The organism is Bradyrhizobium sp. 23AC, assembly GCF_054863025.1.
In genome coordinates, this window is the sequence record NZ_JAVAYN010000004.1 from 470446 (window position 1) to 490969 (window position 20524).

Annotated in this window: 21 protein-coding genes; 17 read left to right on the plus strand and 4 right to left on the minus strand. The window is 64.7% G+C overall.

Translation table 11 applies throughout. From position 1 onward, the window contains the following. The first annotated feature begins 10 nt into the window (after positions 1–10). From RAD10_RS13340 to RAD10_RS13355, 4 genes are all read left to right on the plus strand, one after another. The gene (locus tag RAD10_RS13340) at positions 11–901 is read left to right on the plus strand and encodes an EamA family transporter (protein WP_461617838.1); all 891 of its coding nucleotides are present in this window, start codon (positions 11–13) and stop codon (positions 899–901) included. Positions 902–908: 7 nt separating this feature from the next. After that, positions 909–1511 (plus strand): LysE family translocator, encoded by a 603-nt coding sequence (locus RAD10_RS13345; RefSeq protein WP_461617839.1) that lies wholly within the window; start codon positions 909–911, stop codon positions 1509–1511. A 134-nt stretch (positions 1512–1645) separates the two neighbouring features. Further along, positions 1646–2665 (plus strand): ketol-acid reductoisomerase, encoded by a 1020-nt coding sequence (gene ilvC, locus RAD10_RS13350; protein ID WP_028145443.1) that lies wholly within the window; start codon positions 1646–1648, stop codon positions 2663–2665. A gap of 161 nt (positions 2666–2826) precedes the next feature. Then, positions 2827–3675, plus strand: a complete 849-nt coding sequence (locus RAD10_RS13355) for an SDR family oxidoreductase (RefSeq protein WP_461617840.1) — start codon at positions 2827–2829, stop codon at positions 3673–3675. Positions 3676–3686: 11 nt separating this feature from the next. On the opposite strand, the gene RAD10_RS13360 is transcribed toward RAD10_RS13355, so the two are convergent. Further along, positions 3687–4307, minus strand: coding sequence for a hypothetical protein (locus RAD10_RS13360; RefSeq protein WP_461617841.1), 621 nt, complete (start codon positions 4305–4307; stop codon positions 3687–3689). Here RAD10_RS13360 and RAD10_RS13365 point away from each other — a divergent pair. Further along, the gene (locus RAD10_RS13365; protein WP_461617842.1) at positions 4306–5067 is read left to right on the plus strand and encodes a TetR/AcrR family transcriptional regulator; all 762 of its coding nucleotides are present in this window, start codon (positions 4306–4308) and stop codon (positions 5065–5067) included. The genes RAD10_RS13360 and RAD10_RS13365 overlap by 2 nt on opposite strands. 212 nt (positions 5068–5279) lie before the next feature. Next, a complete protein-coding gene (locus RAD10_RS13370; RefSeq protein ID WP_461617843.1) occupies positions 5280–6992 on the plus strand; it encodes a sulfatase-like hydrolase/transferase in 1713 nt (570 codons plus the stop codon). 124 nt (positions 6993–7116) lie between these two features. On the opposite strand, the gene RAD10_RS13375 is transcribed toward RAD10_RS13370, so the two are convergent. Both RAD10_RS13375 and RAD10_RS13380 read right to left on the minus strand, forming a co-directional pair. Continuing rightward, entirely contained in the window at positions 7117–8676 is a 1560-nt protein-coding gene (locus RAD10_RS13375) for an ABC transporter permease/substrate-binding protein (protein WP_461617844.1), read from the minus strand. Beyond that, positions 8673–9455 carry an ATP-binding cassette domain-containing protein gene (locus tag RAD10_RS13380; protein WP_461617845.1) on the minus strand — a complete coding sequence of 261 codons (783 nt, stop codon included), beginning with the start codon at positions 9453–9455 and terminating at the stop codon, positions 8673–8675. The genes RAD10_RS13375 and RAD10_RS13380 overlap by 4 nt, the downstream gene beginning before the upstream one ends. Before the next feature lie 279 nt (positions 9456–9734). On the opposite strand from RAD10_RS13380, the gene RAD10_RS13385 reads away from it, so the two are divergent. Together RAD10_RS13385 and RAD10_RS13390 are read left to right on the plus strand one after the other, a co-directional pair. After that, positions 9735–10553, plus strand: a complete 819-nt coding sequence (locus tag RAD10_RS13385) for an ABC transporter ATP-binding protein (RefSeq protein WP_461617846.1) — start codon at positions 9735–9737, stop codon at positions 10551–10553. Further along, on the plus strand, positions 10553–11341 hold the full coding sequence (locus RAD10_RS13390; protein WP_038947610.1) for an ABC transporter permease: 789 nt from the start codon (positions 10553–10555) through the stop codon (positions 11339–11341). The genes RAD10_RS13385 and RAD10_RS13390 overlap by 1 nt, the downstream gene beginning before the upstream one ends. A 47-nt stretch (positions 11342–11388) precedes the next feature. On the opposite strand, the gene RAD10_RS13395 is transcribed toward RAD10_RS13390, so the two are convergent. Continuing rightward, a complete protein-coding gene (locus RAD10_RS13395) occupies positions 11389–11838 on the minus strand; it encodes a cupin domain-containing protein (protein ID WP_461617847.1) in 450 nt (149 codons plus the stop codon). Positions 11839–11975: 137 nt separating this feature from the next. On the opposite strand from RAD10_RS13395, the gene RAD10_RS13400 reads away from it, so the two are divergent. The 9 genes from RAD10_RS13400 (at position 11976) to RAD10_RS13440 (ending at position 20456) form a co-directional block, all read left to right on the plus strand. After that, positions 11976–13001, plus strand: a complete 1026-nt coding sequence (locus RAD10_RS13400; protein WP_461617848.1) for an ABC transporter substrate-binding protein — start codon at positions 11976–11978, stop codon at positions 12999–13001. A 29-nt stretch (positions 13002–13030) separates the two neighbouring features. Next, positions 13031–13735, plus strand: a complete 705-nt coding sequence (locus RAD10_RS13405; RefSeq protein ID WP_461617849.1) for an NUDIX hydrolase — start codon at positions 13031–13033, stop codon at positions 13733–13735. Positions 13736–13828: 93 nt separating this feature from the next. After that, complete coding sequence (locus tag RAD10_RS13410; RefSeq protein WP_461617850.1) at positions 13829–15139, plus strand: ABC transporter substrate-binding protein; 1311 nt, start codon at positions 13829–13831, stop codon at positions 15137–15139. Between the two features lie 15 nt (positions 15140–15154). After that, positions 15155–15922: an ABC transporter ATP-binding protein gene (locus RAD10_RS13415; protein WP_461617851.1), complete on the plus strand. Its 768-nt coding sequence runs from the start codon at positions 15155–15157 to the stop codon at positions 15920–15922. A 2-nt stretch (positions 15923–15924) separates the two neighbouring features. Beyond that, on the plus strand, positions 15925–16629 hold the full coding sequence (locus RAD10_RS13420; RefSeq protein ID WP_038971199.1) for an ABC transporter ATP-binding protein: 705 nt from the start codon (positions 15925–15927) through the stop codon (positions 16627–16629). A 6-nt stretch (positions 16630–16635) separates the two neighbouring features. Further along, positions 16636–17517 carry a branched-chain amino acid ABC transporter permease gene (locus RAD10_RS13425; RefSeq protein ID WP_461617852.1) on the plus strand — a complete coding sequence of 294 codons (882 nt, stop codon included), beginning with the start codon at positions 16636–16638 and terminating at the stop codon, positions 17515–17517. Then, entirely contained in the window at positions 17514–18533 is a 1020-nt protein-coding gene (locus RAD10_RS13430; RefSeq protein WP_461617853.1) for a branched-chain amino acid ABC transporter permease, read from the plus strand. The genes RAD10_RS13425 and RAD10_RS13430 overlap by 4 nt, the downstream gene beginning before the upstream one ends. Further along, positions 18493–19422 (plus strand): polyphosphate kinase 2 family protein, encoded by a 930-nt coding sequence (locus RAD10_RS13435; protein WP_461617854.1) that lies wholly within the window; start codon positions 18493–18495, stop codon positions 19420–19422. The genes RAD10_RS13430 and RAD10_RS13435 overlap by 41 nt, the downstream gene beginning before the upstream one ends. After that, positions 19419–20456: a patatin-like phospholipase family protein gene (locus RAD10_RS13440; protein WP_461617855.1), complete on the plus strand. Its 1038-nt coding sequence runs from the start codon at positions 19419–19421 to the stop codon at positions 20454–20456. Before RAD10_RS13435 ends, RAD10_RS13440 begins: the two co-directional genes overlap by 4 nt. Positions 20457–20524: the final 68 nt, after the last annotated feature.

Sequence of the window (20524 nt, forward strand, 5' to 3'; positions counted from 1 at the left end):
GAGAACAACAATGAAGCCGGCCGATATCCTCATCGCCATCCTGGTGGCGATCATCTGGGGACTTGCCTTCGTGGCGAGCCGGATCGCGCTCGACGAGCTTTCGCCGGAGCTGATGACGGCGCTGCGTTTCGGCATCGCTGCGATCCCATGCCTGTTCATCCGCAAGCCCAAGGTTGCCTGGTCGCTGCTGATCGCGATCAGCTTCACGTTGTTCCTCGGCCAGTTTCTGAGCCAGGCCTATGGCATCGCTCATGGCGTGCCGGTGGGGCTGACCAGCGTCGTCGTGCAGAGCCAGGCGCTGTTCACGATCGGCTTTGCCGCGATCGCCTTTGGCGAGCGGCCGACGCCGATGCAGGCGCTCGGCGTTGGTGTCGCTGCGATCGGCCTTCTGATGATCTGCGGTACGGTCGGCTATGATTTCAGCGTCGCCGCGTTTGCGGTGCTGATGATCTCGCCGATCAGCTTTGCCGTCGGCAATCTGCTGCTGCGCGGCGCCCGCGGCGTGCCGATGTTCGACCTGTTCGCATGGCTGTGCCTCGCCGCGGCCGTGCCGCTGTTCGTGCTGGCGCTGATCGCCAATGGTCCCGCGCCGACATGGACATCGCTGAGCCACATAACGCTGACAGCGGCTCTCTGCATGCTGGCGCTTGGCGGCATCTCCACCAGCATCGCCTACTGGCTCTGGGGCCGGCTGCTGCGTGACTATCCCGCCGCGCAAGTGGTGCCGTTTGCGCTGCTGGTCCCGTTCGTCGGCTCGGCCGCCTCCAGCATCGTGTTCGGCGAGCGGTTCGGCCCGTTGCGCCTCGCCGGCATGCTGACCGTGATTGGCGGTATCGCTGTGATGGTGCTGGCGAAGCGGCCCAAGGCGTTACCCGAAGAACCGTTGCCGAAAACGGCGTGAGGTGAGCATGTCCCAGTCGCTGCTCTATGCCTTCCTGATCTTCATGGTCGTGATGTATTTCACGCCCGGGCCGAACAACATCATGCTGCTGTCCTCGGGCCTGACCTACGGCTTCCGCCGCACCGTCCCCCACATTGTCGGCGTCGTCATCGGCTTCGCCTTCATGATCGCCGCCGTCGGCCTCGGGCTCGGCTCGGTGTTCCTGGCCTACCCGATCCTCCAGACTCTCCTGAAATATGCCGGTGCGGCCTATCTCGTTTATCTTGCTGCCGTGATCGCCATGTCCGGCCCGACCAAGCCGGGTGAAGGTGATGGTCGCCGTCCGATGACCTTCTGGGGCGCAGCCATGTTCCAGTGGATCAATGCCAAGGGCTGGGTGATCGTGATCGGCACCATCACCGCCTTTGCGGCCATCGCCCAATTCCCGCTCAACATCGCGATCCAGACCCTGATCAGCCTGCTGGTGGGGTCAGTGTCGTGCGTGGTCTGGGCGCTGTTCGGTACCGCGTTGCGGCCGGTCCTGACCTCCGAGCGGCTGGTCCGCGCCTTCAATATCCTGATGGCGATCCTGCTGCTGGTCTCCCTCTACCCCGTCTTCATGGATGCATGATGCCGCAGTTTTCCATGCAGAAACGGGTTTCCCAGGGGGCTGAAAATGCTCTAGACAGCCCCCGAAATCCGCAAATTTCACTGCCAAGACCTGACCAACGGCCGATTCTGGCCACCTGAACGAGGAAACGACCCATGCGTGTTTATTACGATCGCGACGCCGACCTGAACCTGATCAAGGGCAAGAAGGTCGCCATCGTCGGCTATGGCAGCCAGGGCCACGCCCATGCGCTCAACCTGAAGGATTCCGGCGTCAAGGACGTTGCCATTGCGCTGCGCAAGGACTCGGGCTCGGTCAAAAAGGCGGAAGCCGCCGGCTTCAAGGTGATGGAAGTCGCCGAAGCCGCCAAATGGGCCGACCTCGTCATGATGCTGACCCCGGACGAGCTCCAGGGCGACATCTACCGCGAGCACCTGCACGACAACATGAAGAAGGGCGCCGCCCTGGTGTTCGCGCACGGCCTCAACGTCCACTTCAACCTGCTCGACCCGCGCGCCGATCTCGACGTGCTCATGATCGCGCCGAAGGGCCCCGGCCACACCGTGCGCTCGGAGTATCAGCGCGGCGGCGGCGTGCCCTGCCTGATCGCGATCGCCAAGGACGTCTCGGGCAACGCCCATGACCTCGGCCTGTCCTACGCCTCGGCTGTCGGCGGCGGCCGCGCCGGCATCATCGAGACCACTTTCAAAGAAGAATGCGAGACCGATCTGTTCGGCGAGCAGGTGGTGCTCTGCGGCGGCCTGGTGGAGCTGATCAAGGGCGGCTACGAGACCCTGGTCGAAGCCGGCTACGCCCCGGAGATGGCCTATTTCGAGTGCCTGCACGAAGTGAAGCTGATCGTCGACCTGATCTATGAAGGCGGCATCGCCAACATGAACTACTCGATCTCCAACACTGCGGAGTATGGCGAGTACGTCACCGGCCCGCGCATCGTGACAGCCGAGACCAAGGCCGAGATGAAGCGCGTTCTCGCCGACATCCAGGGCGGCAAGTTCGCCCGCGACTGGATGCTCGAGAACAAGGTCAACCAGACCTCGTTCAAGGCGACCCGCGCCAAGCTCGCTCAGCACCCGATCGAGGAAGTCGGCGCCAAGCTGCGCGACATGATGCCCTGGATCAAGAAGGGCGCGCTGGTCGACAAGTCGAAGAACTAAGGCGTTTCCCGGACGCAGCGCATCACGCAAGTGGTGCGCTGCTGATCCGGGGTCCATTGCGGCTCCTGGGCCTCGGCTTCTGCGCTCCGTTTCGCTGCGCTTGTCCGGGACATGGGCAAAAATCCAAGGCATGATCGCAGGAACTCCAGGGGAGGAAGACCATGCGATCTGTCGTCGTCACCGGTGCGTCCACAGGCATCGGCTGGGCTACTGCCAAATTCCTGATCGGGCGCGGCTATCGCGTGTTCGGCAGCGTCCGCAAGCAGGCCGATGCCGACCGGCTTCAGGGTGAGTTTGGCGCCAATTTCGCGCCGCTGCTGTTCGACGTCACCGAGGAGGCCGCGGTCCTCGCTGCCGCGCGAAAAGTTCGCGAGGCGCTGGGTGGCGAGACGCTGGCGGGCCTCGTCAACAATGCCGGCATTGCCGTCGCCGGTCCCGTGCTCGAATTGTCGGCGGATGATTTCCGCCGCCAGATGGACATCAACGTCATCGGCCCTGTCATCGCGACCCAGGCGTTCGGGCCGCTGCTCGGGGCCGACCCGTCGCTGAAGGGGCCGAAGGGGCGGATCGTGATGATCAGCTCGGTCGCGGGCAAGAACGGCAATCCGCTGTCGGCGCCCTACTGCACCTCCAAGCACGCCGTCGAGGGACTGTCGGAAAGCCTGCGCCGCGAATTGATGCTGTTCGGCATCGACGTCATCATCGTCGCTCCCGGCGCGGTTAAGACGCCGATCTGGAGCAAGGCCGAACAGATCGATCTCTCCGTCTACCAGAACTCGCCCTATCTGCCAGCGCTGAACAAGGTCATGGCGTTCATGATGGACCTCGGCGCGAAGGGCCTGCCGGCCGAGCGGATCGCCGAGATCGTGTTCGAGGCGCTGACTGCGGCGAGCCCCAAGGTGCGCTATCAGATCACGCCGGACCCGCTCCGCCATCTGATCGGCGCCGTACTGCCGAAACGGACGATCGACCGGATCATCGCCAAGCGGCTCGGGCTGCTGCCGCAGTAAAGGCAGGCGCTTCAGCCCGCCGCAACGGTCTGCCCGCGCGAGTGGCGGGCCATCGCGATCATGCGCAGCATCATCACGATCAGAAGCGGTATGAGGAACGCGGCGTAGAGCGGCATCGCCGGCACGCGCTTGCCGAACGACACCATGAACTGGAGCCAGAGATAATAGCCGCCGACAAGGTGCAGCGTACGCCAAGCGCGGGAGCCGATCCGCGCGGCGGTGCGGTCGAACGAGGTGGCGCTCATCGCGATGATGAAGCCATAGCCGATGCCGCCGAAGATGTAGGAGACGGCCGAGGTTGCCTCGGCAAAGCTGGCAGGATCCATCCAGGCGAAAACAACGATCGCAACGGCGTGGATGGCGTGGGAAGCCGCAAAACTGAGGCCGAGATAGCGGCGGTTGCGGCGCTGCCAGCGCGTCCATGCGCTGGGCCAAAGCCGCGCCAGCGCTGCGGCGCTGAAGGCGAGGCAGAACAGCAGCAGCGAGCTGCGTGCGGTGAAACGGATCACCATCCGAACGCCCTCGACCTCGAATTGCCGCATCGAGGCGATCCACAGGCTGAGAAGGATCAGGCTGAGGGTGAGGGCGGCGAGCAACCGCCAGCCTTCGAACCAGCTTTGACGTTGCGGCATGGTGATCTTCCTCCGTTATGTAATCATCGATTACATTCGGCGTCGCGCGGCGGTCAATGGTGTAATCACCGCTTACATTCACGTTCGGGTGATGCTAGGAAGCGCCATGCCCGCCCGTCAGCCGTCCAAGCCGCGCGCCCGCCGCCCTGCCGCCCAGGCCAGGCCTTATCACCACGGCGACCTCCGCCGTGTCCTGATCGATGCTGCGCTGCAATTGGCGGAGGAGGGAGCGGAGGTCTCCGTCCGTGAGGCCGCGCGCCGGGCCGCGGTGTCGCCGGGCGCGCCGTTCCGGCACTTTCCGAACCGCGATGCCCTCATGGCGGCGGCGGCCGAGGAGGCGCAGCGGCGTTTCCGTGCCGAGATCGAGGCGGCGCTGAGCGAGGCTCCGGCGGCCGGCCCGCTTGCCCGTTTCCGTGCCTTTGGCGTTGCTTACCTGCGCTGGGCGATGCGCCATCCCGCCCATTTCGAGATCATCTCGACCGGGCGCTATTTCGCCCATGGCAGCTCCGCGGAATTGACGCGCGACAATGCCGAGTTAATCACGCTGACCGAGGGGATTCTGGCCGAGGCGGCGGAGCAGGGCCTGCTGCGCTCGGCCGACCTCAAGCGCATCCAGATCGCCGGCCGCGCCCTGGTCTACGGCTTCGCCCGGATGAATCTCGATGGCCACTTTCCGCGTTGGGGCGTCGAGGAGGGGGCGATCGAGCGGATGGCGGAAGGAGTGCTCGACCTCTTCATCGCCGGCATCGCAAAGCCCTAACCGAGCGAGCGGCTCGGCCCGCCGTGCGGGCTTCGCCGGTCACTAACAATAAGCGAAGGTTGGGTCACCGCATGCGTTGCCTGTCCTTGACCGTTCCGTTACAGTTTTATGACACGGTGCAGGCTTCCGGCTGCTCCGGACGCCCCGTCACCGTCTCGAGGACCAGACGGCCTGGCATCACCGCGCCGGACTTGAAGTATAGCGTGTCGTCGATGGCGTCCGCGCCCAATCCAGGTCCTTCTGCCGCCACCGCCGTGCTGGCGAGCGTCGCCGCGCTCGGCATCTGGCGGCTGCTCGCGGTTGCGGCGCCGCATCTGGCCGCGCTCGCGCTGATGTACCAGACCGAGACCGATTTCGGCTCGCGCCTCTCCTTCGCGCTGGCCTGGGGCATCCTCAATTTTTTCTGGATCACGCTGCTGCGCCGGCCGGCGCTATCAGGCGCGCTGTCGCTGACCATGGTCGTCGTGCTGGTGCTGCTGTCGCGGCTCAAGCACGACGTCGTCCAGATGACGGTCAACTTCATCGACCTGATGATGATCGACCGCGACACCGTCGCGTTCCTGTTCACGATCTTCCCGAATTTGCGCTGGTCGGTGATCCTGGCCGGCTTCGTCACGCTGCCGCTGATGTATGCGCTGTGGTGGCTCGATCCGTTCCGCATCCGCCGCCTACCGGCGCTCGCCTGCAAGCTGGCCTGCCTTGCCGCGCTGGTCGGCTATTCGCTCTATCATCCGGACGAAGCCTGGCGCGGCTATTACGACGACGGCTATCTGTCGAAATTCTTCCGCTCCGGCGTCAGCTCGGTCTCCGATTTCGTGCAATACGGCTTCATGGAATCGGCCGCCGCGACCAACGAGCGGCTCAACATGCCGCTGGTCGATTCCTGCCATCCTGCCGGGCGCCGGCCGAACATCATCATGATCCATGATGAATCGAGCTTCGACATCCGCGCCGCCCAGAGCATCAAGGTGCCGCAGGGCTATGGCAGCCACTTCAAATCCTGGGACGGCAGGCAGCGCACGTTCCTGGCCGAGAGCAATGGCGGCCCGAGCTGGTTCACCGAATACAACGTGCTCGCAGGCCTCTCCTCGCGCTCGTTCGGCCGCTTCGCCTATTTCGTGACACGCATCGCCTCGAACCGCGTCGAGCGCGGCCTGCCGCTGGCGCTGCGCCGTTGCGGCTACGACACGATGTCGCTGTATCCCGCCCATGGCGGCTTCATGGCTGCGCGCAGCTTCCAGCTGACGACCGGCATCGAACGCTTCCTCGACGCCAAGGACCTCGGTGCCAAGGACGTCGAGCCGGACGGCTTCTTCTACGACAAGGCGCTCCAACTGATGGGCCAGCAGCCGCCCAACAAGCCGCTGTTCACCTTCATCTATCTCGGTGCCAATCATTTCCCCTGGGAGACGCGCTTCCGTCCCGAGCTGCTGCCGAACTGGCGCGCGCCGGGCAATGTGCCGTCCATCGACGAATATCTGCGCCGGCAGGCGATCAGCGCCGAGCAATACAAGGCGTTCGTCGCGGGCCTGAAGAAGACGTTCCCGGGCGAGCCCTTCCTGATCGTGCGCTATGGCGATCATCAGCCGGAGTTTGCACCTGCTATCCTCGAGCCCGGGCTCGACGAGGGCGCTCTCGGCAAGAGGCTGGACGCCTACGATCCGCGCCTCTACGCGACCTATTACGCGATCGACGCCGTCAATTTCGAGCCGGTCAAGAGCGAGGCCGTGATGGACACGATCGACGGCCCCTATCTGCCGCTGGTGATCCAGGAGGCCGCCGGCATCCCGCTCGATCCGTCCTTCGCCGAGCAGAAGGAGATCATGCTCCGCTGCAAGGGCGTTTTCTACAGCTGCAAGGACGGCGCCGAAGCGCGGCGGCTGAACCGCCTGCTGATCAACGCGGGGATCATCAGGGGGCTGTAGGCTCTACCGCCATCCTGAGAATCCGTAGGGTGGGCAAAGCGAAGCGTGCCCACCACCTCTCACACGCATCCAGCGACCGTGGGCACGGCGCTTGCGCGCCTTGCCCACCCTACGAAATCTCAACCTACCGCCCGCCCACCTTCCCCCACAGCCACTTCGCGACCGCATCCGGCGAGGAATTCGCGTCGTTGCCGCTGGCGCGCAGGTTCGCCTCGCGCATGGTGGCGATGTTGATCTTGCCGAGCAGTGGCTTGAGTGCGGCCTGCAGCCGCTCGTCCCCGGCACGTTTCGGGGCCAGCAGCAGGATGGCGTCGTAGGGCGGGATCGCGTGCCTGGGGTCGTCGAGTGCGACCAGATCGTATTTCGCGATCAACCCGTCGCTGGTGTAGCCGGCGATCACGTCGACCTCGCCGCTCGCAACCGCCGCATACATGAAGTCGGGCTGCATCTGGCGCTGGGCGCGGAACGAAAGGCCATAGGCCTTTTGCAGCGCCGCCCATTCGGGCCGCGAGAAGAACTCGTAGTCGCCGGCAATCGATAGCGTCGATGCGTGTGCGGCGAGATCGGCAATGGTGCGGATATGAAGCGCTTCGGCGCGCTTCTTCGGAAGCACCAGCGCATAGGCATTCTCGAAGCCGAGCTCGCCGAGCAGGGTGATGTTGTCCTTTGCCAAACTTGTCTTCAAATCCGTCAACAGCTCGGCGCGCGGCTTGATGTCGGTGCGATGCAGCTGGTTGGCCCAGAGCGTGCCGGAGTAATCGACATAGAGATCGATGTCGCCGGCCTTCAACGCCCCGAAGATCACGCTGGAGCCGAGGCCCGAGCGCGCCGTCGCGGACAGACCGGCGGCCTGGAGGCGATCCCTGAGCAGGGCCGACAGCACATATTGCTCGGCGAAGGTCTTGGCGCCCACGACATAGCCCTGCGACGAGCGCCCCAGCGTCGGCACCAGCGTTGCGGCGACGAGCGCTGCGATTCCGGCCGCGCCAAGCGCGGTGCGGGCGCGGCTGCGGCGGCGCAGGCCGCCCTCGATCAGGCCGAGCAGCTGATCGACGGCGAGCGCGAGCAGGGCCGAGGCAAAGCAGCCGAACAGCACGAACACCCAGTTCTGGGTTTGAAGCCCGGCGAAGATGTAATTGCCGAGGCTGGTCTGGCCGATGGGCGTCGAGAGCGTCGCGGTGCCGATCACCCACACCGCGGCGGTGCGGATGCCCGCCATCATTACTGGCAGCGCCAGCGGCAGCTCGACCATCACCAGCGATTGCCGCGCGGTCATGCCGACACCCTTGGCGGCCTCGATCAGCGCGGGATCGATGCCGTTGAGCCCGGTGATGCCGTTGCGCAGCACCGGCAGCATCGAATAGAGCGCCAGCGCCAGCATCGCCGGCAGGAAGCCGAACGCCGAGAAGGACACGCCGAACCAGGCCAGCGTCACCGACGCGGCTAGCAGCAGCAGCGGATAGAACAGCGCGAGCAGCGCCAAACCCGGCACCGTCTGCACGATGCTGGCGATTGCGAGCAGGATGGCTCGCGGCGCCGGGCGGTTGCGCGTCAGGATCGCCAGCGGCAGGCTGACCGCAAGGCCGAGCGCGAGCGCGGCAAGACTCACCCGCACATGGTTGCCGAGATAATCGGGCAAATGGGCCAACGCCTCGCCCCAGCGTGGATCGGAAAACAGGCTCATGCCGCACCGCTTTGAGGCAGCAGCGCGTTCAGCCGCTCGACCTGGCGCCGCGGCGTACGCAGCAGCTCCAGCACGTAAGCGTCTTTGCTGTTCGACAGCTCGGCGGGCGTGCCCTGCGCGAGCAGCTTCCCGCTGCGCATCACCGCGATGCGGTCGGCGAGCAGGATCGCCTCCGTCATGTCATGGGTAATCATCACGGTGGTCAGGCCGAGCTTGCGATGCAGCGAACGATAATCCTCGCCGAGGGCATCGCGGGTGAGGGGATCGAGTGCGCCAAACGGCTCGTCCATCAGCACGATGCGGGGCCTTGCCGCAAGTGCCCGCGCTACGCCGACGCGCTGGCGCTGGCCGCCGGAGAGCGCCTCCGGCAGACGGCTGCGATGCGCGTTGCGGTCGAGCTGCACGAGACCCAGCAGCTCATCGACACGTGCTGCGATATCGGCCGCCGGCTCGCCGAGCAGTTTCGGCGTGATCCCGATATTGTCGGCGACGCTCAAATGCGGAAACAGCCCGCCGCTCTGGAACACGTAGCCGATCCGCCGCCGCAGCGCGACCGGATCGACGCTTTGCACGTTCTCGCCTTCAATCGTGATGGTGCCGCCATCGACTTCGATCAGCCGGTTGGCGAGCCGCAGCAGCGTGGTCTTGCCGGAGCCCGAGCCGCCGACGATCGCCAGAAATTCGCCTTCGGCGATGTCGAGCGACAAATCGTCGACGGCTGTGAGGGAGCCGAAGCTCTTGGTGACGTGCTGGTAGCTGATCGCCAGCTTGGAAGGCATCGCGGGTGGGCTCGCTTTTCTCTTACCCTCCCCTGGAGGGGGAGGGTCGATCGCGCGTAGCGTGAGCGGGGTGGGGTGATCTGTCCACTCGGGCACTGTTCGAGGTGGAGAGACCGTCACCCCACCCCGTCTCACATTTCGCTGCGCTCATGTGAGCCGACCCTCCCCCTCCAGGGGAGGGTAAGAGCACGGCAAGACCCATGCGTAGCACGCTTGGCGCCTTGATTGAACTTGGCCGCGCGAGCGGCTAAGGCATCGGGCCAAGTTCGGAGGGAATACATGTCAACGCCAACGGCAGTGGCGCTGGAAGATGCCAAGGTTGCGTTCCGGCTCGGGGACGGGCGGGTCTACCCGGCGGTGGAAAAGGCCCATCTCACGGTGGCGCAAGGCGAGTTCGTCGCCATCGTCGGGCCCACGGGCTGCGGGAAATCCACGCTGCTCAACGTCGCGGCCGGGCTGCTGAAGCCGGCCGCCGGCAACGTCAGGATATTCGACCGACCGCTCGCGGGGCTGAACCGGGATGCCGGCTACCTGTTCCAGGCCGACGCACTGTTCCCGTGGAAGACCGCGCTCGACAATGTCGCGATCGGGCTGGAGATCAAGGGCACGCCGCGCCCCGAGGCGCTGCCGCGCGCGCAGAAATGGCTGACCTCCGTCGGCCTCGGCGCGTTCGCGGGTCGCTATCCGCACATGCTCTCCGGCGGCCAGCGCAAGCGCGTGGCGCTGGCGCAGGTGCTGATCCGCGATCCAAAAATCCTCTTGATGGACGAGCCGTTCGGGCCGCTGGATGCACAGACCCGCCAGGTGATGGGCAATCTGCTGCTCGACCTCTGGAACGCCGACCGCAAGGCCGTGTTGTTCGTGACCCATGACCTTGAAGAGGCGATCGCGCTCGCCGACCGCGTCGTGATCATGTCGGCCGGGCCGTCCTCGCGTATCATCGGCGACTGGCGCGTGAGCCTGCCGCGCCCGCGCGACATCTTCGAGGTGCGACTGGACAAGGAGTTCCACGCGCTCCACCGCGAGATCTGGAGCGTGCTCAAGGACGAGGTGATGAAGGGCTACGCGCAATCCACCCAAGCGGCGGAGGCGGTCTGATGTCGCGTCCGACGCTATTCGCGCTGCAAGTCCTGGTCGCGGTCGTCTGCATCGTGCTGTGGCAGGTGCTGTCGACCGTTCCCGTGTTCGGCAAGATCCTGCTGCCGCCGTTCTTCTTCTCCAACCCGCTCGACGTGTTCAGCCAGATCGTGAAATGGTTCGCGTCCGGCGTGATCTGGAAGCATCTCGGCATCACGCTGGCGGAATCAATCCTGGCCTTCGTGATCGGATCGGCCGGTGGTGTGCTGGTCGGCTTCTGGTTCGCGCGCCAGCCGCTGGTCGCCGCGGTGTTCGACCCCTATGTCAAGATGGTCAACGCACTGCCCCGCGTGGTGCTGGCGCCGATATTCGCGCTGTGGCTGGGCCTCGGCATCTGGTCCAAGGTCGCGCTCGGCGTGACCTTGGTGTTCTTCATCGTGTTCTTCAACGTCTATCAGGGCGTCAAGGAGGTCAGCCGCACCGTGCTCGACAACGGCCGCATGCTCGGCATGAGCGAGCGGCAGCTGATGCGGCACGTCTATTGGCCCTCGGCGCTGTCTTGGATGTTCTCCTCGCTGCACACCTCGGTCGGCTTTGCCGTGGTCGGCGCGGTCGTCGGCGAATATCTGGGTTCGGCGGCGGGCCTTGGCTATCTCATTCAGCAGGCCGAGGGCGTGTTCGACGTCGCCGGCGTGTTCGCCGGCATGTTCGTGCTGTCGGCCTTCGTCATCCTGATCGACTATGGGGTCACGCTGGTGGAGCGGCGCCTGTTGGTGTGGCGGCCGACCGCGTCGGATGGGCGCGGCTAGGCGCGAGGCGGGACCCGCGTATCAGCGCGGGCCCCAGTCGCGAAGCCTCAATCCAGCAGCTTGGTGTCGTCGGGCGCCTGCGGCGGCGTCTTGATCGCGATGGCCTTGACCTGTCCGCTGATCGGCTTGGTGCCGCCATGCGGCGTGCCCTTCGGAATGATGACGAGGTCGCCCGGCTTCACCGTGACCTCCTTGTCGCCGAGCCAGATCGTGCCGGTGCCGTCGAGAATGTACTGGATCTCGTTGGTATTGGGATGCATGTGCTTGGGCACATTTCCGACCTGGATCGAGATCGTGGCGCCGTCGGCACTGGCGAACATTTTTGAGCGGAAGCCGGCATTGTTGGCGGCGCCGAGCGCATCGCCTTCCATCTCTCCGGTGTGGATGATCTGCGCGGTGATGTTCTCGGCGGCGAGCGCCGGCCGGAGCAGCTGGTTCGCGCCGCATCCGGCGGCAAAGGCGGCGGCGATCGACAGCCCGATTGCAAGGCGATTCATGGATGATCTCCCCATCACAAGTTTGTTGTTGTACCCGCATGCTATTGCGCCAAAAGGCCGATGGCCAGTGCCTTAGGCCACGCTTCTCAAGCCTGTCGCGCTGCTCTATGGTGCCGCCGGCCGAACGGAGGAAACCAATGAAGAACACGATTGCCAGGCTCGCCGCGGCACTGCTCGCGCTGACGCTCACCACCTCGCTTGCCGCAGCGCAAAGCAAGGTCACCATCGCGGTCGGCGGCGGCTCCTGCCTGTGCTATTTGCCGACGGTGCTGGCCAAGCAGCTCGGCGAATACGATAAGGCCGGCCTCGATGTCGAGCTGGTCGACCTCAAAGGCGGCTCGGACGCGCTCAAGGCCGTGCTCGGCGGCAGCGCCGACGTCGTGTCCGGCTATTTCGACCATTGCGTCAATCTGGCTGCCAAGAAGCAGGAGCTCCAGGCTTTCGTGGTCTATGACCGCTATCCCGGCCTCGTGCTCGTGGTCGCGCCATCGCGCACCAACGACATCAAGTCGGTCAAGGATCTCGCCGGCAAGAAGGTCGGCGTCAGCGCGCCCGGGTCCTCGACCGACTTCTTCCTGAAGTACATGCTCAAGAAGAACGGCATCGATCCGACCAGCGCCGCCGTGATCGGCGTCGGCCTCGGCGCCACCGCGGTCGCCGCGATGGAGCAGGGCCAGATCGACGCGGCCGTGATGCTCGACCCCTCCGTCACCGTGCTCCAGGGCAGCCACAAGGATCTGCGCATCCTGTCCGACACCCGCACGCAGAAGGACACGCTCGAGACCTTCGGTGGCGAATATCCCGGCGGCGCGCTGTACTCGACCGCGGCCTGGGTTGCCAAGCACGAGAAGGAGACCCAGGCGCTCACCAACGCGATCCTCGCCACGCTCGCCTGGATCCACTCGCATTCGCCAGAGGAGATCATGGCGAAAATGCCGGAGGAGACGGTCGGCAAGAACAAGGATCTCTATCTCGCCGCACTGAAGAACACGATCCCGATGTTCTCCGAAACTGGCAAGATGGACCCGAAGGGCGCGGACGCCGTGCTCGCGGTGTTCAGCGTCGGCTCGCCCGAGGTGGCCAACGCCAAGATCGACGTCAGCAAGACCTTCACCAACAAGTTCGTCGAGCAGGCCAAGAAGACGACGGGGACCGCCAAATAGCGGACGCAAAGGCGTAATAATCGTCTCTCATGACGTCACTGATCATTCATCGCGTCACGACGCTCGATCTTGCCGTGCGACCGATCGTCTGGCCGTTCGCCGAGGAGCGTCGCGACGAGATCGCAGCGCACTTTGCCGAGAAGCAGCGCGAACGACCGAAGATCTGGAACGGCCGCGTCCTGCTCGGGCGCGATCCCGTGTTCACGGACGGCCATTTCGCCTCGACCTATTTCGAGACCGATTTCGCAAGCTTCCTCGCCTGGCGCGACTGGGGCTTTCCCGGCGTGCCCGTGTTCAACGGGTTTGGCATGGGCGCGCTGCGCACGTCCGACGGCGCCTTCCTGATGGGCGAGATGGCGCAGCACACTGCGAACGCAGGCCGCATCTATTTCCCGTCGGGCACGCCCGATCTCGACGATGTCAGGGATGGGACGCTGGACATTCCCGGCAGCGTCGTCCGCGAAATTCAGGAAGAGACCGGCTTGACGGCGGCGGACTATAAGGCCGAGCCGGACTGGTATTGCGTCGTCAGCGGCCCCGCGATTGCGATGATGCAGGTGCTCAACCTCGATATGCCCGGCGACGAGGCTCGCGCCCGGATCGAAGCCAATCTCGCCTGTGAGGACGAGCCTGAATTGTCGGCGATTCATCTCGTGCGCGGGATGGGTGATCTCACGCCGACCATGCCGCGATTTGTCACGGCCTTTATCGAGCAGCAGTTCGCCTCGCGCTGATGCGCGAGGCTTGACATCCCTGCGCTCTGCCCATGTGATGGAGGCAACCAAAAGCAAGACGAATGCAATGCACAATCGTCCAGGGAGGTTTTGATGCGCCTGCGCATGGCTGCCCGATTGGTACGTGGGCTGGTGATCGCGATATCCGCGACGAGCCTGGCGGCGGCCGCCCAGGCTCAGGACAAGAAGATCAAGATCGGCGTCGTTTTTGATTTGACCGGACCTCTGGCCGGCGGCGGTTCCGAGCTCGGCTATATCGGCGCAAAGATCATCCTCGACCATTTCGCCAAGACCGGCGTCGAAGGCTACAAGATCGAGGCGGTCTATGCCGATGCGCAGAGCAAGCCCGACATCGCCATCAACGAATCCGTCCGCCTGCTCGAGCAGGAGAAGGTCGACATGGTGCTCGGCTTCTTCTCCTCGGCGCAGTGCGTGCCGGTGGCCGCCCGCGTCGAGCAGCTCAAGAAGTTCATGTGGATGACGACCTGCATCTCGTCCGCCGTGTTCAACGAGAAGGGTTACAAATACGTCTTCCGCCCGCAGGCGAGCGGCGACCAGTTCGGCATGATGACGATGGATTTCATTGCGCAGAACGCCAAGGCGAAGTTCGACAAGGAGCCAAAGGACCTGCGCGTCGCCATCATCCACGAGGATGGCGCCTATGGCGTCGACGTCTCCAAGGGCAACGAGGCAGGCGCGAAGAAAGCCGGCTTCAACGTCGTGATGAAGGAGGGTTATTCGGCAACCGCGCCCGATCTGTCGGCGCTGGTGACCAAGCTGAAGCGCGCCAAGCCCGACGTGATTTTCCACACCGGCTATAACCCCGACATCACGCTGCTGCTCCGCCAGGCTCGCGAGCAGGGCCTGAAGTTTGGCGCGTTGATGGGGCATGGCGCGGGCTACGGCGTCTATGAGAAGCTGAAGGAAGGCATGGGAGCCGACGCCACCTACATCTTCAACACCGACCCGATCTCGATCTGGCTCGCCAACCAGAAGACCATGGATCCCAAGCTCCCACCCGTGATCAAAATGGTCGGCGAGGAGTTCGACAAGATCCGGCCCGGGGTTGCCATCCGCTCCGCCCATGTCGGCATCGGCGCGTCCAACACCTACGTGTTCATGGCCGACGTGCTGCCGCGCGCGATCAAGAAATACGGTGGCGTCGATCCCGAGGCGCTACGCAAGGCGGCGCTCGACACCGACATCCCAGAAGGCGGCACCATGCTCGGCTTCGGCGTGAAGTTTTACGGTGAAGGCAGCCCCATGGCCGGGCAGAACGAGCGCTCGTTCCCCGTCGTGATCCAGTATATCGACGACAAATCCTCCGTGGTGTGGCCGAAGAGCCAGGCGCAGCGTGAAGCCGTGCTGCCGCTGCCGAAAGGCACCACCTACAGCAACCAATAGCGGCGGAGTGCTCTGGTGCTGGAGGTCAGTGGGCTGGTGAAGCGGTTCGGCGGCTTCACCGCCGTCAACAACGTGTCGTTTCGGGTTGATCAGGGGGAGATCCTCGGCCTGATCGGCCCCAACGGTTCGGGCAAGAGCACGATCTTCAACATGCTCTCTGGCACGCTGGCGCCGACATCGGGCTCGATCATGTTCGGCGGCTCCGAGATCGCGGGTCTCGCCCCGCACCGGATCATCAACAGCGGCGTCGGCCGCACCTTCCAGATTCCGCGGCCGTTCCGCCGCCTGACCATCTTCGAGAACGTCGCGCTCGCCGGCTTTTACGGCCAGGGCCGCCACAGCCGTGCCAGGGCGGAGGAGGCGGCGGAAAGATCGCTGGCGATGGTCGGTCTGCCGACCGATCGCCATGCCAGCGTCGATGGTCTCGGCGCAGCGGGGTTGAAGAAGCTCGAGCTTGCGAAAGCGCTCGCCACGGCGCCAAAGCTGCTGCTGGCCGACGAGAGCCTCGGCGGTCTCGACGAAACCGAGATGGATCAGGCCGCCGACATGTTGCGCAACATCCGCGACGAGCTCGGCATCACCATCATCTGGGTCGAGCACATCATGGGCGTGCTGATGCGCGTCGTCGATCGCGTCATGGTGCTCGATCACGGCGAGAAGATCTCGGAAGGCTTGCCGAGCGCGGTCGCGGGCGACCCGCGCGTGATCGAGGTCTATCTCGGCACCGATGCCGAGACCACGCAGGCCGCGGCCGCCGAAGCGCGCCGCCGCGCGGGAGGCTAGGCATGCTGGAGCTCCGCGCCGTCAATGCCGGCTATGGCACGTTCCAGGCGCTGTTCGATGTCAATCTCGACGTGAAGGCCGGCGAAGCCGTCGGCGTCATCGGCCCCAATGGCGCCGGCAAGACCACTCTGATGCGTGTCATCTCCGGCCTGATCCGGCCCTCGCGCGGGTCGATCCGGATGGAGGGGACCGACGTCGTGGCAACGCCGCCGCACAAGATCGTCAGCCTCGGGATTGCGCATGTGCCGGAGAACCGGCGACTGTTTCCGCAGCTCTCGGTCGACGACAATCTCAAGATGGGCGCCTTCATGAAGGAGGCGCGCAGCCACTATGCCGATCGGCTCGAAGTGGTGTTCGGCCTGTTTCCGCGCCTGAAGGAACGGCGCCACCAGATGGCGGGCACCATGTCCGGCGGCGAGCAGCAGATGTGCGCGATCGGCCGCGCGCTGATGTCCAATCCAAAGCTGCTGCTGCTCGACGAGCCCTCGGCGGGGTTGGCGCCGGTCGTGGTGCAGCAGGTGTTCGAGCTGGTGAAGCGGATCCGCGCTAGCGGGCTGACCGTGCTGATCGTGGAGCAGAACGTGCAGCAGGTGCTGAAAGTGGTCGATCGCGCCTATCTGATCGAGGCGGGCACCATCCGGGCATCCGGCACGTCCGCCGAGATGCTGGCGAGCGACACGGTCAAGGAAGCGTATCTCGGGGTGTGAGGGGGCATGCAGGCATTCTTGGACGTCTTCGACATCTATCTGCTGGAGGCCGTGATCAACGGCATCCTGCTCGGCGGCGTGCTGGCGCTGCTCGCGCTCGGGCTGAACCTGATCTTCGGCGTCATCGACGTGACCTGGATCTGCTATGCCGAGCTGGTGATGATCGGCATGTACGCCATGTATTTCATGGTGCAGTATTACGGCGTCAGCTATTTCGTCGCCGCGCCTCTCACCATCGCGCTGGTCGCGATCCTCGGCGCGGCGCTGCATTACCTCGTGATCGCGCCGCTGCTGACCGCGCCGCCGATCAACCAGCTGCTTGCCACCGGCGGCGTGCTGTTCGTGCTGCAGAGCTTTGCCACCGTCGCCTTCGGCATCGACTTCCGCAATCTCGGCATCCGCCTGCCGGTGCTCGCCCTCGGCGACATGAATTTCAGCTACGCACGGCTGCTGTCCTTCCTGGCCGCGCTGGTCGGCATGGTCGCCGTCTATCTGTTCATGACGCGCACCTTCACCGGCACCGCGATCCGCGCCATCTCGCAGGACCGGCAGATCATGGCGCTGATGGGCGTCGACACCAAGCGGATCTATCTCATCACCTCTGCAATCGGCGGCGGGTTGGCCGGGCTCGCCGCCTGCCTCCTGGTGCTGCAATATGACGTGCACCCCTTCGTCGGCCTCTCCTTCGGGCCGATCACCTTCCTGATCTGCGTGCTCGGCGGGCTCGGCAATTTCATCGGCGGCTTCATCGCCGCCTTCGTGTTTGCCGAGATCATTTCCCTCGGCGGCCTGTTCTCCGATCTGGAATGGGGCTATGTGCTCGCCTTCGCCTTCTTCATCGTCATGATGTTCATCCGGCCCGCGGGCCTGCTCGCGAGGCGCCGATGATGGGGCAGGGACGGCTTGCAGCATGGGGGATTGGGCTGGCGGCGCTGGTCGCGCTGCCCTTCGTCTATCGCGATCCCTATCATCTGCACATCCTGGTGCTGATCCTGATCTGGTCGTTCGCCTACACGTCGTGGTCGATGATGGGGCGGTTCGGCCTCGTCTCGCTCGGCCATGGCGGCTTCATGGGGATCGGTGCCTATGTCACTGCGCTGCTCTGGAACCACCTCGGCGTGTCGCCCTGGATCGGCATTCCCGTCAGCATGGTCGCGGCCGGCGCACTGGCCCTGATCGTCGGCTATCCCTGCTTCCGCTTCCGCATCACCGGACACTATTTCGTTCTGGTGACGCTGGCGCTGTCAGGCATCGTGCTCCAGGTCATCACGGCGACGCGCGACTACACCGGCGGCTCGCTGGGCTACACGCCGAATCGAACTTCGGGCAACAAGCTGCTGGCACTGCAGTTCGACGACAAGATCACCTGGTATCTGATCGCGCTCGGGGTTTGGCTGTTCGGCATCGTGGTCTGGCACTGGGTCGACCGCAGCATGAGCCGCTACGCGCTGGAGGCGATCTCGGAGGACGAGGACGCAGCCGCCGCCGCCGGCGTCGACGTCACCGCGGAGAAGCTGAAGATCACGTTGCTCAGTGCCCTGATGACGGCGCTCGCGGGCGCGATCTACTGCCAGTACCAGATGTTCATCACGCCCGACACCGTCAGCGGCATCGCGGTGTCGCTCCAGATGGTGTTCGCGGCCATCGTGGGTGGCCTGTTCGTCTCGCTCGGCCCGACCTTCGGCGCCGTGATCACCATCCTGCTGGCGGAAACCCTTCGCATCGGCTTCGGCACCAAGGCGGTCGGCTGGGACAATCTCGTCTACGGCGTGCTGCTGGTCCTTTTCATCATATTCCTTCCCAAGGGCATCCTTGGTAGCTTGCTCGACCGATTGAAGCCGCAACGCAAGGTGCCCCGCGCTCATGAGCAAGAAGCCGTCCAAATCGCTCGCCCAGGAACTTGACCGCTATATCACGCCGTTCCGCTATGACGGCTCGGGCAAGTTTCATCTCAAGGCGCACAAGTCCGACGAGAAGGGCGATCTCGACAAGGAGAAGGCGTTGGCGATTCTCGACGCCAACAAGAAGCGGCTGATCGGGTTTCAGGAGAAGCTCTATGCCCAGGACCGCTGGTCGCTCCTGATCGTGTTCCAGGCCATGGACGCCGGAGGCAAGGACAGCGCCATCAAGGCGATCTTCGAAGGCATCAATCCGCAGGGATGCGAGGTCCATGCCTTCAAGGCGCCGAGCAGCAAGGAGCTCGATCACGATTTCCTCTGGCGGCACGCGATCGCGCTGCCCGAACGCGGCCATATCGGCATCTTCAACCGCTCTCATTACGAGGAATGCCTGGTGACGCGCGTGCATCCGGAGATCCTTGCCAAGGAGAAGCTGCCGCAAAAGCTCCTCACCAAGAACATCTGGAAGGAGCGGTTCGAGGACATTGCCGCCTGGGAGCGGTATCTCTGCCGCAACGGCACCGTGGTGCTGAAGTTCTTCCTCAACGTGTCCAGGGAGGAGCAGCGCGAGCGCTTCCTCGACCGGCTGGAGGAGCCGGCCAAGCAGTGGAAGTTCTCCATGGACGACATCAAGGAGCGCGCGCTGTGGCCGCGCTACCAGGCGGTCTATCAGGACATCGTCCGGCACACCTCGACGGCTCATGCGCCGTGGTACGTCGTGCCCGCGGACCACAAATGGTTCGCGCGCGTCGTGATCGGCTCGGTGATCAATGCCGCGCTCGAAAAGCTCGACCTGCGTTTCCCCCGCGCCGACAAGGCCTCGGTGGCGGAGTTCGAGCAAGTGCGGAAGGCGCTGGAGAAAGAGGGGACGGGAGGCAAGAAGAAAGCAAAGTGACAGCCAATCGGACCGCCGACCGCAAGACCGTCAATTTCGCGCTCCAGGGCGGCGGCGCGCACGGCGCCTTCGTCTGGGGCGTGCTCGACCAGGTGCTCGAAGACGGCAGGCTCGCGATCGAGGCCGTCAGCGCGACCAGTGCCGGCGCCATGAATGCGGTGGCGATGGCTTCCGGCATGGCGCACGGGGGTGCGGAGGCCGCGCGGGAGAGCCTGCACGCATTCTGGTACGAAGTGTCTCGCATGGACATGGCGTACGATTTGATGTCGCCGCTGAACCAGTGGATTCAGGCCCTGAAGCTGCCGCCGGAATATCATCCGGTTCACGCCGTCATCCACACGTTGACGCACACGCTGCCGCCGGGTCTGCTCAATCCCTTTCATTTCAATCCGCTCCGGTCGCTCTTGCAGCGGGTCGTCGATTTCGATCGTCTCAATTCCTCGCCCAAGGCGCCGCAACTGTTCCTCAACGCGACCAACGTCCGCACCGGCAAGATCAAGGTATTTCAGAGCCCGCATCTCACCGCGGAGACCGTACTGGCCTCGGCCTGCCTGCCGCCCTATTTCCAGGCCGTCGAGATCGACGGCGAGCATTATTGGGACGGCGGCTATCTCGGCAATCCCGCGATCTTCCCGCTGATCTACCGTAAGGGCAGCCACGACGTCATCGTCGTGCAGGTCACGGCCATCCGGCGCGACGAGCTGCCGACGAGCGCGGCCGACGTCCTCCATCGCATCAACGAGATCAGCTTCAATTCGTCCCTGATGCGCGAGATGCGCGCGATCGCCTTCGCCACACGGCTGATCGACGATGGCGAGCTCGACAGCGGCAAGCACAGCCGCATGTACATGCACTGGATCGGCAACGACCAGCTGATGTCGCAGCTCGGCACGGCCACGCAATTCCATCCCGAATGGAGCCTGTTGTGCCGCCTGCGCGACGAGGGCCGTTCGGCGGCGCGAAGCTGGCTGGCGCGCAACTTCGACCGGGTCGGGACGGCCTCGACGGTGGACCTTGCCGACATGTTTCTCTAGGCCACAGACAAAAACTACGAAAACGACCCCATGCAAAGTAGCCGGGCGTAGCGGAATCAATGGCTTGC